Genomic DNA, 15,171 nt, shown 5'->3' with positions numbered 1-15,171 from the left:
TATGAAAAAAAAGAGTATTATAATTATTATCAGCATTGTAGTTGTTGCATTAATTCTACTTGTTGTAGGTAAAAAATCGGGCTGGTTTGGGAAAACCGGAAATTTCAAACAGGTTGAAGTTCAAGAAATAACGAAAGCTGATATTACTGAAACGGTTGCTGCAACGGGTAAAATTCAACCAGAAGTAGAAGTCAAATTATCTTCAGAAGTTTCAGGAGAAATTATAGAACTTCCGGTGAAAGAGGGGCAGCAAGTAGCAAAAGGAGATTTATTAGTAAAAATTAATCCAGATTTATATCAATCAAGTGTCAATAGATCGCAAGCCAGTTTAGAAAATATAAAAGCCGCTTTAGCTCAAAGTGAAGCAAGTTTAAGGCAAGCAAAAGCTAATTACGAGCGAAACAAAACTTTATTTGAAAAAGGGGTGATTTCTAAGTCAGAGTGGGATGCAATTGTATCTGATTATGAGGTTGCTCAAGCTGCTAAAAAATCTGCATATTACAATGTACAAAGTGCTCGTGCTTCAGTTACCGAAGCACAAGACAACTTACAACGGACTACAATTTATGCTCCTATGAGCGGAACTATATCTAGGTTAGATGCGGAGTTGGGAGAGCGAGTAGTAGGTACGCAACAAATGGCAGGAACTGAAATTTTGCGTGTTGCTAATTTAGCCGAAATGGAAGTTGAGGTAGATGTAAATGAAAATGATATTGTTAAATTAAATATTGGAGATTCTGCTGTAGTTGAGGTGGATGCTTATTTAGGGAAAAAGTTTGAAGGTTTGGTTACTTCCATATCTAATTCAGCTAACGAAGATTTAACAGCAGATCAGGTAACTAATTTTAAAGTTAAAATTAGAATTTTAAAGAAATCCTATCAAGATTTAACCGAAGGAAAACCAGAAAGCTACTCTCCATTTAGACCGGGAATGACAGCCACGGTTGATATTATTACAAATAAACGCAGCAATATAATAGCGGTTCCTATAAGCGCGATCGTGATAAAAAGTGATACTACTAGTGCTAAAACCAGACAGTCTAAAAGTAATATAGATTCAGAAAAAACATTTGAATGCGTATTCTTGAAAAATGGTGATCAAGCAACATTACAAGTTGTAGAAACAGGAATTCAAGATGATAGTAATATAGAGATCACAAAAGGGCTTTCAGAAGGTGACAAGGTGATAACCGGGCCATACAATACGGTGACTAAATTATTAGATTCCGGAGATAAAGTGGAAGAAAAAAATGCACAAAAAAAATAAGATTTGGCAGTAATACTTTGTATTGAAACAACCACAACCAATTGTTCGGTTGCTATTAGCAAAAGTGGTTTGTTACTCGGTTTAAAAGAATACGATTCTTCAGGATATTCTCACGCAGAAAAACTACACGTATTTATCAATGAATTATTAACGGAGTGTGGTTTAACTATAGATCAGTTAGATGCAATTGCTGTAAGCAAGGGTCCCGGATCTTATACCGGTTTGCGTATTGGTGTTTCTACCGCTAAAGGATTGGCATTTTCCTTGGCAATTCCATTAATTTCTGTCGCAACATTGCAATCCCTTGCTAAAAAAGTAAAAGCAGAAAAGAACAGTGCAATCATAGCCATGTTAGATGCACGAAGAATGGAAGCATATACAGCCGTTTTTGATGAAGATAATCAGCAATTGTTAAATACGGAAGCCACAATTTTAGAAAAAGATTCTTTTGAAGAATTATTTACAGCGAAGGAAAATATCTATTGCGTGGGGAATGCTGTTCAGAAGTTTGCTGGATTATTAGGTGAAAATTCAACGATTAGTTTTACGGAAGCAAATCCTTCTGCAAGAGAAATGGTTAGTTTGGCTTTTAATAAATACAAAATAAGCGACACAGAAGATGTCGCTTATTTTGAACCTTATTATTTAAAAGATTTTATTGTTACTAAAAAGAAGGTTTAATTATAAAGTGTTGTAATAATTAACTAATTGAATTAGATCTTTTTGTTCATCTTCTTCTCCTCTGAACTTTAGTCCATTCTCTTTAATATAATCTTCTAGTACTTCATTATTATTAGCGAAAGCATCAGCTGCTTTTCTTTTATGAGCTTCTATAACTTCCATATTGCCATTGCTACTAATAAAGTAATGTATGTTGTTATCTAATTTAGCTTTTTGACTACTTGAATAAGTACTTCTAGCTTTTTTAGCGGGAGAATAATCCTGAGTAATTCTTTTGTAGAGAGAAACTCCATTGTCATCCTTAACTAAGACTTCTACATACCCATTGTTAACTCCTTTTATTCTTATCGGCAAATTTTGAAGGAACATAAATTCTCGGGTACCAATATTTATGACATATTTCTCTGACCGTTTCAATACCATAGCTTCATCACTTCTAGGATTGTTTTTAACTTCAAAAACATCATCAAAAATACGATAGCGTAAATAGCCCTTTATTTTTTTATCTTTTGCTTGATCTTCAATATAGCCCGATTTAAAGTCTTCATTTAAGTAAGGGCTACCATTTAAATCTTCTGTGTTGATAAATTGTCCGGCTATTTCGATTCCTCTATTAGACTCGATAACCTTATTTAAGATAGTTAAATCTTGTAAGTTTCCGACTTGGGTTACTTGAGCTTTAGCATCTGTCACAAAAACTCCCAAACAGATTATTAAAATTGTAAAAAAGCATTTTCTCATAAATTTAGTTTTAATTATTAATCTTTACTATGATCGTAAAAATGAACATCTCGTTGTGGATAAGGAATACCTATTCCTGCTTCATCTAAACGTAATTTTGCATTCTCGATAGTGTACCAGTGGCAATCCCAGAAATTTTCGTTAGTGGCCCAGAATCGCGCTGATAAATTTACTGAATTGTCTGCTAATTCAGTAACAACAACTTGAGGAGCCGGATCTTTCATCACTCCTTCTTGTTCATTCATGATATCTAATAAGATATCTTTAGCTTGTTTTATATCTGCATCATAAGATATGCCAATTGTTATCGCATCCTTTCTTTTTCCTTCTACAGTATAGTTTATAACATTATCGTTAGAGATTTGTCCGTTAGGAATAACCGCTAACTGATTTCCAAAGGTATTTAATTTTGTATAGAAAATCGTTATTTCTTTCACTGTTCCTGAAACTCCTTGTGCTTCAATCCAATCTCCAATTCTAAAAGGTTTTAGCATAATTATTAAAACTCCGCCAGCAAAATTCGCCAAAGAGCCTTGTAATGCTAAGCCAACTGCTAAACCTGCGGCACCTAAAATTGCAATAAATGAAGTGGTTTCTATACCAACTTGCGTGATAGCAGTTATAAATACCAAAATTTTTAAGGTCCAACTAATAATGTTGGTCACAAAACCTTCTAAAGCTTTGTCATAATCTTTTCTAGCAAAGATCTTTTTTACATAGCGAACAATAATGTTAGCTACCCACCATCCTATAATAAGAATAAGAATAGCAGCAATAAGATTGGGTAAGAAGTCTAAAAACTTCTCAAAATACTCATTGGCAATTTCTGAATAAGAGTCAATTTTTTCCATGGTTGATTTATTTTAAATAAATAAAAAAAATTTAGTTGAATTTTGAACTATTAGTCTTGTTAAAATTTGTTAACTACTTTGGTTTAAAATATGAGAAATGATTTGTTTATAATTTTTTGAAGGCAAAAAACATCGCGCGTCTTCGCATAAATGCATTTCGTTTTTAGAAACTTCTTGCTTTTCTTGAAGGATCGGTATTGTTGTATTTTCAGCAGTTTTTTTATAGGCTTTAATAATATTTGGTAAATAATACTTGCTGACTTTTTCTATATTTTCTTTCGCATTATCTCCTCTGAAAATTAACTCGTAAAACGGAGTGGAAAAATCGAGTTGAACTTGCAACCAGTTGCTGTAACCACTTGGGTAATTAGCAATTCTTGGTTCCACATGCTGATATAAATTTAAAGCGATCTTCTTGTAATTTGGATTCCGAAAAAATTTAGAAAGTTTAAAAAGGTTTTTTGCCATTGCAGAATTTGACGACGGAATTACATTGTCTTCTATTTCTATGGTTTTTATAAATAATTCTGAAGTTTTATGAGAGGTGTAATAAAATGCATTAGCTTCTTCGTTTAAAAAATTATCTAAACAATAATCGGTTATTTGCTTTGCTTTTAAAAGGTGTTGTTCTTCAAAAGTGATTTCGTATAATTTAATGAGTGCTTCAATAAAAAACGCATAATCGTCTAGGCAAGCTTTAATTTCAATATTATTTTGTTTAAAGCTTCTAATAAGCGCTCCGTTTTTTTGTACACGATTATTTAAAAGAAAGCTCATATTTTGTTTCGCCTTTTCTAAATAGTCTTCGTTCTGAAAAATTGAATAGGCATCGCAATATGCACTTAGCATAAGGGCGTTCCAAGCGGTTAGAATTTTTGTGTCTAATGCAGGTTTTGCTCGTTTTTCTCTAATTTGAAATAACTGCTCTTTAGCTTTCTCAACTTTTTCTGCAATGGTTTTTTCGCTCAACTTAAATTTTTCGGCTATTTTTTTTACAGAAGAAATTCTTCTCAATACATATTGGTTTTCTTCCCAATAGCCCTTTTCATTTACATTATAATATTCTGCGAAAAGCAAAAAATCAGTTCCTAAAATTTGTTGGAGCTCGTTTTTTGTCCACGTGTAAAAAGCACCCTCTTTGTGTTGATTATTTTCTGTTAAACTATCGGCATCTAAGGCTGCATAAAACCCTCCATTTGGTGCAGAAAACTCTCGGTCAATAAAGGAAAAAGTTTCTTCTAACGTTTTTTTAAACAGCGGTTTTTTGCTTACTGCATAAGCTTCTGCTAATAGACTCAACATTTGTGCATTATCATAAAGCATCTTTTCAAAATGCGGAATATGCCATTTTTCATCTACGGCATAGCGGGAAAAGCCACCTCCAATCGCATCGTAAATTCCGCCATAAATTATTTTATTTAGACTAAACGAAACAAAGTCAATCAGCTCGGGCTTATTTGTTTGCACTGCATAGCGTAATAAAAATTGATAATTATTGGGCATTAAAAATTTCGGAGCGCCTTTCATTCCTCCGTAGGTGTAGTCAAATTTAGATTTCCAAGAAGGTAAAAGTTTATTTATAAAATCAATTTTTACCGGTTGTTTTTCTTCAATTGGCTCGATTAGATTGATTTGCTGAAGCCCTTTTTCTAGCTTTTCAGCATATTCTACCATTTTATCGGGGGATTTTTTATATAAATCACTTAATTGATGTAAGGTACCTGTCCATTGTTTTTTGGGTAAATACGTTGCTCCCCAAACCGGTCTGCCGTCGGGAAGGCAAACTACGTTTAGTGGCCAGCCACCGTGACCAGTCATAGCTTGCAGTGCCTGCATATAAATATGATCTAAATCGGGTCGTTCTTCTCGATCAATTTTTATGTTGATAAAATTTTCATTCATAATTTTCGCAACTTCCTGATCTTCGAAACACTCATTTTCCATGACATGACACCAATGGCAAGCAGAATAACCTATACTAATTAACAGAAGTTTTTTTTGATTGAAGAATTTTTTATCCCAAGCTTGCCAATGAACAGGGTTTTTGGCGTGCTGAAGCAAGTATGGACTGGATTCTTCGGCTAAATTATTTTGTAAATTTTTCATTTAAGTAGCAATGTTTAGGAGAGTAAGGTAAAAAAAGTATCTTTATAAACAATTTTTTCAATTAATGCATTTATTTTTGCCGAAGTGTAAAAGTTTAATGTTTTGGTAACAATAGAAATAGAAACATTATCGATTAAAAATTCATTTTTGCAGATTTATAGATAAAGACTTTTTATGGAAAATATGTACTTGGTAATGTTGGTAATTTTATTTGCCTTAGCCATTACCGATTTGGTTGTAGGGGTTAGTAACGATGCAGTAAATTTTTTAAATTCTGCTATTGGTTCTAAAGCTATATCAATGCGAACTATACTTATTGTTGCCAGTTTAGGTGTAGCCATTGGTGCAATTTTTTCTAGTGGAATTATGGAAGTTGCCCGTAAGGGTATTTTTGTTCCCGGCCAGTATTATTTTGATGAGATCATGATCATTTTTATGGCGGTCATGATTACAGACGTTTTGCTGCTAGATTTCTTCAATTCTCTAGGTTTACCAACATCAACCACAGTTTCTATTGTTTTTGAATTGTTAGGAGCAGCGGTAAGTATTGCGGCAATAAAAACTTATAACGCCTCAGATGATTATGCTACTATTTTAGAATACATCAACACTTCTAAAGCTACACAGATTATTGTAGGAATATTACTTTCTGTGGTCATCGCCTTTACAATTGGTGCTATCGTGCAGTATTTGTCTAGGTTGGTTTTTTCATTTCAGTATGAGAAAAAGATTAAACATGCCGGAGCTATTTTTGGAGGGTTATCGATGACGGCAATTACGTATTTCATATTCATAAAAGGACTAAAAGGGATTTCTTTTGTTTCGACTGATACCATAACCTATGTAAAAGAGCATACCTTATTGATTACAGGAATTAGCTTTTTAATTTGGACAGGAATTTGCCAATTTATTATGTCTGTTTTTAAAACAGATATTTTAAAAACAATTATTATAGTAGGTACATTTGCTTTGGCTTTAGCCTTTGCAGGAAATGATTTGGTTAACTTTATTGGGGTGCCTATTGCTGCGTGGCAATCTTTTATGTTGTGGACAGAGTCAGGATTGGGAGCAAATGAATTGCTGATGTCTCAACTTTCAGGAGAAGTAGAAACACCTGAGTTTTTATTGATTATTGCCGGTTTGGTGATGGTGGTAACTCTGTGGATCTCAAGTAAGGCGCGCTCTGTAGTAGATACCGGAGTAAATTTAGCAAGACAAGGAGATGGAGCTGAAAAATTTAAACCCAATAATTTATCGCGCGTAATTGTGCGGTACTCTATGTTAACCGGAAATGTAATTTCTTCAGTTTTGCCAAGTAGAGTTAAAAATAAAATTGAAACAAAATTTGAGCGTACCGATGAAATGCTGCTTGATAGAAGAATAGACGCTCCAGCTTTTGATAAAGTTCGTGCTTCTGTAAACTTAGTAGTAGCTAGTATTTTAATTTCAATTGGTACTAACTTAAAATTACCACTTTCTACTACGTATGTTACTTTTATGGTAGCAATGGGTACATCTCTGGCCGATAGAGCTTGGGATAGAGAAAGTGCTGTATATCGTGTTGCCGGCGTTGTAAATGTAGTAGGAGGTTGGTTTGTTACCGCTTTAGTTGCCTTTACGGCTGCCGCTTTATTTGCTGCTGCAATTTGGTATGGAGAGATGACGGCAATTATAGCTTTAGTCGCTTTGGCGGTCTTCTTACTTGTGAGAAGTGCTATTGTTCATTCTAAAAAAATGAAGGCAGAAAAAAGTAAAAAACGTTTTAATAGGAGTGATATTATAACCATTAATGAAATTACTATTGAAACCTCTCAAAATATTTCCAGTGTAATTAACGGAATTAACAAGCGTTACAGCAAAGTGGTTGATCATTTAGGTTATCACGATTTAAGTAAGCTGAGAAAAGACGTTAAAAAACTCAATAAATTAGAAGATGAGGTAGATGAGTTAAAAGACAATGTTTTCTACTTTATTAAATCCTTAGAAGATAATTCTGTTGAGGCAAGTAAGTTCTATATCTTATTTTTAGATCATTTGCAAGATATGGTTCAGTCCATTAGTCAGATTGCGAGATCTAGTCACAGACACGTGAATAATAATCATAAAAACTTAAAGTTTAATCAGATTAGAGACTTAAAAAGTATAGATCGTGAAATGGAAGTCTTATTTGATGAGATTATTGAAACTTTTGATACACAAGCTTTTGGGAATATCAATAAATTAATTGAAGATAAAAAAGTATTGTTAGATAAAGTATCTGGATTAATTCAAAAGCAGATAGATCGTATTAGAACTTCAGAAACGAGTCCAAAAAATACGAAGCTTTATTTTGGATTATTGCTTGAAACTAAAGATTTAATAACCTCTAGTATGAGTTTGTTAGTATTATTTCAAGATTATTATGAAGATGCAAAAAGAGAATTTTAAAGCATAAAAAATTGATGCAAAAAAAGCGGAAATTCGATTTAAGAATTTCCGCTTTTTTTTTGGTATAAAAACTTACTATCCGTTGATAGCTTCTACGCTTTCCACTTTACCGTGTAACATTTCTTTCAGCATATTTTCGATACCATTTTTTAAGGTAAATGTAGAAGAAGGACAACCACTACAAGCTCCTTGTAAAATCACTTTTACACGTTTTTCATCAGCATTATAAGATTCAAATTTAATATTTCCTCCATCACTTGCAACAGCAGGTTTTACGTACTCCTCTAATATGGAAACAATTTGTTGAGAGGTGTCATCTAGATTTTCAATCGCTATTTCTTCTTTCTCAATAGAGTTTGTGGTGTCTGTTTTTTGAACATTTTCTTTTAAAATTGTTTTACCTTCTTGCAAATAGTTTCGGATAAATTCTCTTAACTCTAAGGTAATATCTTCCCATTCTGCAATATCATATTTGCTAATGGAGATGTAATTTTCATCAATAAAAACCTCTTTTACAAAAGGGAAATGAAATAAAGACTGTGCTAGGGGAGCGTCTGCAGTTTCATCAATACTTTTAAATTCTTGAATACTGAGTACTAATTTTTTATTAGCTACAAACTTCATTACTTTCGGGTTTGGCGTGCTTTCTGCATAAACCGTAATAGGAATATTTTTCTTTAAATCTTCTGAAGATTTTACAATTACTCCTCCATTATTTAAGTATTCTTCAATTTGAGAAGCCACCTCTTTTTCTACCTCATTCCACTCGATTATGTTAAATTTTTCGATGGCCACAAAATTTTGTGCGATAAATACCGTTTTAACAAAAGGAAGGTGAAATAATTGTTGCGCCAACGGAGAATTTGAAGCTTCATCAATGTTCTTAAATTCAAATGTTTGGTGCTCTACCAAGAAGCGGTTGGCTTCAAATTTAACGATAGAATTATTGTTAGTTGGTTTTATTTCGATATTATAGCTTTTCATAACTAAAAATTTTTACGCAAAATTACTAAAAGAAATACAATGAAATGAATATATTTACGCCTTATTATTTTGAAAAGCAGTTAGAAAATTGTTTTTCTTAACAGAAAAATTGTATTTTTCGCTGCTGAAAACAACAAGATCAACTATTGATGCGTTTTAATTTTGATTTTGTTTTAATTTTATTAAGTTTATTTTTACTTTTTTGAAGAGATAACCCTTATAATATGAAGTCTATTAAAGCATATTTACTATTTATAGCAATTGCATTTTTACCCTTATTAGCTTTTTCTCAAGAACGAGGTATTCCTGTATATTCAGATTATCTAACTGATAATTTGTATTTAATCCACCCATCGATGGCTGGAGCTGCCAACAGAAGTACAATTCGTTTAACTGCTAGGCAACAGTGGTTTGATGTAGATGACGCCCCAAGCCTACAAACGTTAAGCCTTAATGGGAAGTTGAATGATAAAATTGGAGTTGGAGGTATTTTGTACAATGATAGTAATGGTAACTTCTCTCAACAGGGAGCTTATGCTACATTTGCATATCATTTGTTGTTATCAAGAGACCGTATCGCTTTAAATCAGTTATCATTTGGGTTAAATGTTGGTGTAATGCAAGAAAAATTAGATGAAACTGGTTTTGATCCAACAGATCCAGCTATTGCCGGAATTGAACAAACTGACTCTTATTTTAATGTAGATTTTGGAATGTCTTATTATTATTTAGATTTCTACTCTCACTTTACCGTAAAAAATATTATTCCTCAAAATCGTGATATTTTTGATGATATAGAAACCGATAATCAGCGTCAATATTTATTTTCTTTAGGTTACGTGATTGCGCCATACGGTTCTGATTGGTCTTTTGATCCTTCGGTAATGTTTCAGTATAAAGAGGAAACAAGTGAAGCTTCAATAGATGCTAATTTCAAGGTATATAGAGATTTCGATTTTGGTAGTCTATGGGGAGGTCTTTCTTATAGAAGAAGTTTTGATGGGGCAGAATACACCGAAGACTTATCTACGGTAAACAATCAAAAATTACAATACATTACACCTTTTATAGGTATTAATTATAATGATTTCATGTTTGCTTACACATATACCTATCAAGCAAATTCTGTAGTATTAACAAACACAGGTTTTCACCAAATTACGTTAGGATATAATTTTGGAGAAAGCAACGAACGTTACCACTGTGATTGTCCAGCGATTAATAATTGATGATTTTATTTAAAAATCAAGATAATTTATTGTAAACCTTTTTTTAGAATTATTTTCGAGTAACTGTTCTAATACTTTTGTTGAAGTATTGCTAAAAAAAACAGGAGCTTTAGGAGGTAATTCTGAAAGAAGGTTTAAACTTTTTAAGACGGTTTTGGTTTGTTTTGCCACCGCTTCTCCAGAATCTATAATACATACCTCTTTTGGTAGTATTTTTTTAAGCTGAGGTATTAAATATGGGTAATGACTACAGCCTAAAACGAGTTGGTCAATGCCTTTTTCTAGCATTGGCTTTAATAGGCTCTCTAAATTTTTTCTGGTACTCTCTTCATTTTGCTTGCCAGCTTCAATTGCTTCAACTAATCCGCTCCCAATTACTTCAATTACTTCTATTCCTTTTGTAAATAAATCTGCCGTTTCTAAAAAAAGTTCACTAGATAATGTTCCTTTTGTAGCTAAAATACCAATTACCTTTTTTTGACTGTGTAAGGCTGCCGGTTTAATGGCAGGTTCAATACCAATTATCGGAAAATTGTAGTTGCTACGTATTTCTTGAATAGCGTTGGTTGTTGCGGTGTTGCAGGCAACTACAATTATCTTACAACCTTTTTTTAACAGTAAATCAGTATTTTTAAAACATAAATCAATTATTTCTTGCTTTGTTTTATAGCCATAGGGAGCGTTTTTACTGTCAGCTAGATAGATTATATTCTCTTGCGGTAAAAGTTTGTGTATCTCTTTAAAAATCGATGTGCCACCCACACCGGAATCAAATATGCCAATTGGATTTTCTTTATTCATTTCTTTAAAATTTATTCCATAAAAAAAGCACTTCTGTAAAAATAAGAAGTGCTTTAATATATGTAAGAAATTTAGGCTATTAAATTCCTAATTCTTTTTTAACGTCAGGCATTAGGTTGTAACCGTCTGCTAGTAAAACCCCTGTTCCTGTAGTAGAATCTAATACATAATTAAATCCTTTATCACGTGCAACTTTTTGAATCGCTGTACGTGCTTTCTCGTACACAGGACGCAATAATTCAGTTTCTTTTTTCTGAAGATCTTCTTGTGCCGTTTGGCGATACTGCATTATTTTTTGCTGTGTTGTTTGCAATTCTCTAGCACGCTCAGCATTTTCCTCTTCTGTTTTTTGAGCTGCTTCTGCTTGATATTTTTTGTTTTTATTTTGAGCTTCTTTTAAAAGGTCATCTATATCACTTCTATACGTGTTTTGTAATTTTTCTAACTGTGTCATTGCTGCTTGGTAGCCTGGCATAGATTCGATTAATTCTTGAGTGGCAATGTGTGCTACTTTAGAATCTTGTGCTTGAGTTGCAAGTCCTGCAAAAATAAATGATACGGCTATTAAAAATGTTCTGAATTGTTTCATTTGTGTTGAATTAATTTGTGTTATTAATTGTTTGATTATTTATGTTTAGTTATTATTACGTGGTGCTTCTCTTGCTTTTTCTATAGAATCCCTTCTCCGTTCTCGTTCTTCTAACATACGCTGGCGGCGCTCTTCGTATTCTTTTCTTTTGGCTTCTCTAATAGAATCTCGTTCGCGTTGTCTCTCATTCATTTGTGCTTCTCGTTCATCTATTATGGCCTGTTTTTCTCGCTCTCTTGTGGCTTCTTCAATCTTATCTTCTTTTGCTTGCTTTACTGATTTGTAGCGTTCTGGTGTTGCATTTTCTACCTCACCTTCTTCAGATCGACTTTCTTCGCGTTCTAATTTTCTTGAAGATCGATTAATCATAGCTAAAACCTGGTCGCTTATATCGTGACGCTTTGCAGAAAAAAGCATTAATGCATCAGCAGAATTTTCATAAATAAAATCATATTCACGAGTTGTGCCAATTTCTTGTATCGCATTAAAAACTTGATCTTGTACAGGTTGAACTAATTGTCTTTTTTGAGTGATTAAAGCTCCTTGCGGACCAAATTTTTCTTGTTGATATTTTACAATTTGTTCTTCTTCGTATGCTATTTCTTCTTTTCTTTCTTCAATCAGTTCTTTGGTTAATAAAGCGCGCTCATTTTCTAAGTTTTGCTTCATGTCTTCCACTGTTTTTTTCTTGGCTTCAATTTCGGATTTCCATTTTTGAACTCTACCTGTTAATTGTTGTGAGGCTTGTTGGTATTCAGGAACGTTATCTAAAATATAATCCATATCTACATAGCCAATTTTTAAGCCTCGTTGTGCTTGAAGCTGAATGCTTGAAACTGCTAGTATAATTAATATTAAAACCTTTTTTTTCATCACTTAATAGATTTGTAGAAAATATCGTGCCAATTTAATTAAAATTGTTGACCTATAATAAAATGTGTCTCCCAACCATTTGGTCCGGTATTGGTTCCCGGAATAGGATCAAACCCATAACCGAAGTCAATTCCTAACAAACCAAATGCGGGCATAAATATACGAACTCCAAATCCAGCTGAACGATTTAATTGAAATGGATTAAAATCTTTAAAGCTGTCATACGATGCTCCTGCTTCAGCAAACGTAAGTCCGTAAATAGAAGCTGATGGGTTTAACGTAATAGGATAACGCAATTCTAATGAATATTTATTGTAGATAGTTGCTCCGTCATTTCTAGTGGCTCCACTTGTAGGATCTCTATCTATTGGTGTTAAGGATTGATTTGGATAACCTCTTAAACGGATAGTTTCTCTACCATCTAAACTGTAACCTCCTAAGCCATCACCCCCTAAATAAAAACGCTCAAAAGGAGGAACTCCACGATCGTTATTATAAGCTCCTAAAAATCCGTATTCAACATTTGCACGTAAAACTAAATCTCCTACAATTTTATTGTACCAATCTCCTTTAAATTTAATTTTATAGTATTCTAACCATTTAAAACGTTCTTGATCAATTTTGGCTAAATCTGCCTCTCCATTGGTCTGATAAGCAGGATCATTTTCTAAATTTGCATAATCTACACCATTCCAAACCGAGTAAGGTGGGGTGAATTTTGCAGTTATGCTAAATTTAGATCCTCCTACCGGATAAATAGGATTAGTATGTGTATTATCTCTTGTTAAGCCGACCGTTATAGCGAAATTATTTGCATAACCATCAGGGAAGTTAAATAAGCCAATATCATAATTATTTAAGTTATAATGTTGAAAACTTAAAGCGGTAGAAAGTGTAAAATAATCATCAGGTACTGTTAAACGCTTTGCTAGACCAACAGAACCTCCGGTAATTAAAAATTTACGATCGCGGTCTGCTTCTCGTTCAAAAGAATCATAGAAATATTGTACTGTATGCGAGAAAGATGTTGTTAACCTAATCGGTTTTTTTCCACCTAACCAAGGTTCAGAAAAGGATAAACTATAGGTTTGATAAAAACTTGCTGCTTGTGCACGAATAGAAACGGTTTGTCCATCGCCCATCGGTAAAGGTTTATAAGCATCTTTATCAAAAATTCCTTTTAAGGAAAAGTTGTTAAACGAAAGTCCTAAAGTACCAACAAAGCCACCGCCACCGTAACCTCCTTGTAGTTCAATTTGGCTGGCACCGCTTTCTTTCACAGTATACTCTAGATCTAAAGTCCCGTCGTTTGGATTAACATTTTTAAACTCTGGAGATAATTTTTGCGCATCAAAAAAACCGAGTTGTCCTAATTCTCTAACCGATCGTACAACTTCTTGTTTACTGTAACGCTCTCCTGGTCTTGTTCTTAGGTTACGATAAATAACGTGGTCGTTAGTTTTATCGTTTCCTTTTACTACAATTTTGTCGAAATAAGCAACCTTTCCTTCTCGAATACGTATTTCGAAATCGATAGTATCATTGTAAACTTTTGTTTCTACGGCGTTTATTTGCGAGAATAAATAACCATTATTTTGATAAAGATTAGTCAAATCGTTAGCATCTGGACGCGTTTGATCTGCAATTCTTTTTTCTAATAAAGTTCCGTTGTAGGTATCACCCTTAGAAATTTGTAGAACCTGTTTTAGCTGTCTATCGGTATAAACACTGTTTCCTAGGAAAGAAATATCACCAAAGTAATATTTATCACCTTCTTCTACTTTTAAATTAATAGCAATAGTTTCATTATCTTTTTTAATAATTGAATCTGAAACAATTCTGGCGTCACGGAAACCTTCGGTTTTATATTCACTAATGATTTCTTTTTTATCCTCTTCGTAATCTTCTTCAATGAATTTAGAGCGTTTCCAAAAACGGAAAAAACTCTTTTGTTTGGTAGACATTTGGCGTCTTACCTTTGCATCATTAAAAACCGTATTCCCTTCAATAGTAATATCACTAATTTTTACTTTTTCGCCTAAATTAATGCGAACATTCATATCTACTAAGCGCTTATCGCGACCTTCGACAGTATCTTTTACAGGCCTGGTATTTATGAGAACATTCGTGTTTAGATAGCCTTCTGAGGCATAAAACTCTTTAATTTTATTACGGGTTGTGGCAACTAAGTTTTCTGTTACTTTAGATCCCGGTTCTAAATCATAATCTTTAATAAATTTAGATTTGTGTTTCTTTTTACGATTTCCCGTGATCTTAACTTCGCGGAGTTCTGGGACTTCTTGAATTTCTAGTTCTAGATTTGCCGTGTCACCTTCTATGCTGGTTACGTATAAATTAATATCACTAAAAAGTCCTAAATCCCATAGTTTTTTTATGACATTACTGATTCTATCACCCGGGATATAGATTTTTTCACCTTTACGCAGACCGGTAAATGCAATAACAGTTTTTTCGTTATAATTGGTATCTCCTGTAACCGTTATTTCACCAACAGTATATTGCTTTCCGTTAGCAAGCGGGATGTCTTCTTGCGCCGATATTAATTGGCTGAAAGCAAAGAAACCTATAAAAAGTGTAAGTATTTTTTTAGTCATCAATGCG

12 protein-coding genes are annotated in these 15,171 nt (G+C 33.2%); 4 read left to right on the top strand and 8 right to left on the bottom strand.

The genetic code is table 11. The annotated features are described in order from the left end of the window. Position 1 precedes the first annotated feature (1 nt). Positions 2-1,267 (top strand): efflux RND transporter periplasmic adaptor subunit, encoded by a 1,266-nt coding sequence (locus tag D9R05_RS08375; RefSeq protein WP_121666776.1) that lies wholly within the window; start codon positions 2-4, stop codon positions 1,265-1,267. Between the two features lie 3 nt (positions 1,268-1,270). Further along, the gene (gene tsaB / locus D9R05_RS08370; RefSeq protein ID WP_121666775.1) at positions 1,271-1,948 is read left to right on the top strand and encodes a tRNA (adenosine(37)-N6)-threonylcarbamoyltransferase complex dimerization subunit type 1 TsaB; all 678 of its coding nucleotides are present in this window, start codon (positions 1,271-1,273) and stop codon (positions 1,946-1,948) included. Here the strand turns inward: tsaB and D9R05_RS08365 are convergent, their stop codons facing one another. The 3 genes from D9R05_RS08365 to D9R05_RS08355 all read right to left on the bottom strand — a co-directional run bounded on the left by D9R05_RS08365 (position 1,949) and on the right by D9R05_RS08355 (position 5,646). Next, the gene (locus D9R05_RS08365; protein WP_121666774.1) at positions 1,949-2,689 is read right to left on the bottom strand and encodes a hypothetical protein; all 741 of its coding nucleotides are present in this window, start codon (positions 2,687-2,689) and stop codon (positions 1,949-1,951) included. It abuts the gene before it with no gap. A 17-nt stretch (positions 2,690-2,706) separates the two neighbouring features. After that, complete coding sequence (locus tag D9R05_RS08360) at positions 2,707-3,540, bottom strand: mechanosensitive ion channel family protein (RefSeq protein ID WP_121666773.1); 834 nt, start codon at positions 3,538-3,540, stop codon at positions 2,707-2,709. A 69-nt stretch (positions 3,541-3,609) separates the two neighbouring features. After that, the gene (locus D9R05_RS08355; protein WP_121666772.1) at positions 3,610-5,646 is read right to left on the bottom strand and encodes a thioredoxin domain-containing protein; all 2,037 of its coding nucleotides are present in this window, start codon (positions 5,644-5,646) and stop codon (positions 3,610-3,612) included. A gap of 174 nt (positions 5,647-5,820) precedes the next feature. Here D9R05_RS08355 and D9R05_RS08350 point away from each other — a divergent pair, with 174 nt between their 5' ends. Beyond that, positions 5,821-8,073, top strand: coding sequence for an inorganic phosphate transporter (locus D9R05_RS08350; RefSeq protein WP_121666771.1), 2,253 nt, complete (start codon positions 5,821-5,823; stop codon positions 8,071-8,073). A gap of 75 nt (positions 8,074-8,148) precedes the next feature. Here D9R05_RS08350 and D9R05_RS08345 read toward each other — a convergent pair whose 3' ends face one another. Then, entirely contained in the window at positions 8,149-9,057 is a 909-nt protein-coding gene (locus D9R05_RS08345; RefSeq protein WP_121666770.1) for a NifU family protein, read from the bottom strand. 224 nt (positions 9,058-9,281) lie between these two features. Here D9R05_RS08345 and D9R05_RS08340 point away from each other — a divergent pair, with 224 nt between their 5' ends. Continuing rightward, positions 9,282-10,286 carry a PorP/SprF family type IX secretion system membrane protein gene (locus tag D9R05_RS08340; RefSeq protein WP_121666769.1) on the top strand — a complete coding sequence of 335 codons (1,005 nt, stop codon included), beginning with the start codon at positions 9,282-9,284 and terminating at the stop codon, positions 10,284-10,286. Between the two features lie 9 nt (positions 10,287-10,295). Here the strand turns inward: D9R05_RS08340 and murI are convergent, their stop codons facing one another. From murI to bamA, 4 genes are all read right to left on the bottom strand, one after another. Then, on the bottom strand, positions 10,296-11,087 hold the full coding sequence (murI, locus tag D9R05_RS08335; protein WP_121666768.1) for a glutamate racemase: 792 nt from the start codon (positions 11,085-11,087) through the stop codon (positions 10,296-10,298). A gap of 79 nt (positions 11,088-11,166) precedes the next feature. Next, positions 11,167-11,676, bottom strand: a complete 510-nt coding sequence (locus D9R05_RS08330; RefSeq protein ID WP_121666767.1) for an OmpH family outer membrane protein — start codon at positions 11,674-11,676, stop codon at positions 11,167-11,169. Between the two features lie 45 nt (positions 11,677-11,721). Then, on the bottom strand, positions 11,722-12,549 hold the full coding sequence (locus D9R05_RS08325; protein ID WP_121666766.1) for an OmpH family outer membrane protein: 828 nt from the start codon (positions 12,547-12,549) through the stop codon (positions 11,722-11,724). Positions 12,550-12,587: 38 nt separating this feature from the next. Beyond that, a complete protein-coding gene (bamA, locus tag D9R05_RS08320; RefSeq protein ID WP_121666765.1) occupies positions 12,588-15,164 on the bottom strand; it encodes an outer membrane protein assembly factor BamA in 2,577 nt (858 codons plus the stop codon). Positions 15,165-15,171 lie beyond the last annotated feature (7 nt).

The sequence above is a fragment of the Mesonia aquimarina genome, from assembly GCF_003667275.1.
GTDB classification, from domain to species: Bacteria; Bacteroidota; Bacteroidia; order Flavobacteriales; family Flavobacteriaceae; genus Mesonia; species Mesonia aquimarina.
The sequence above is the reverse complement of the archived record's forward strand: the minus strand, read 5'-3'. Positions and strand labels throughout refer to the sequence as shown.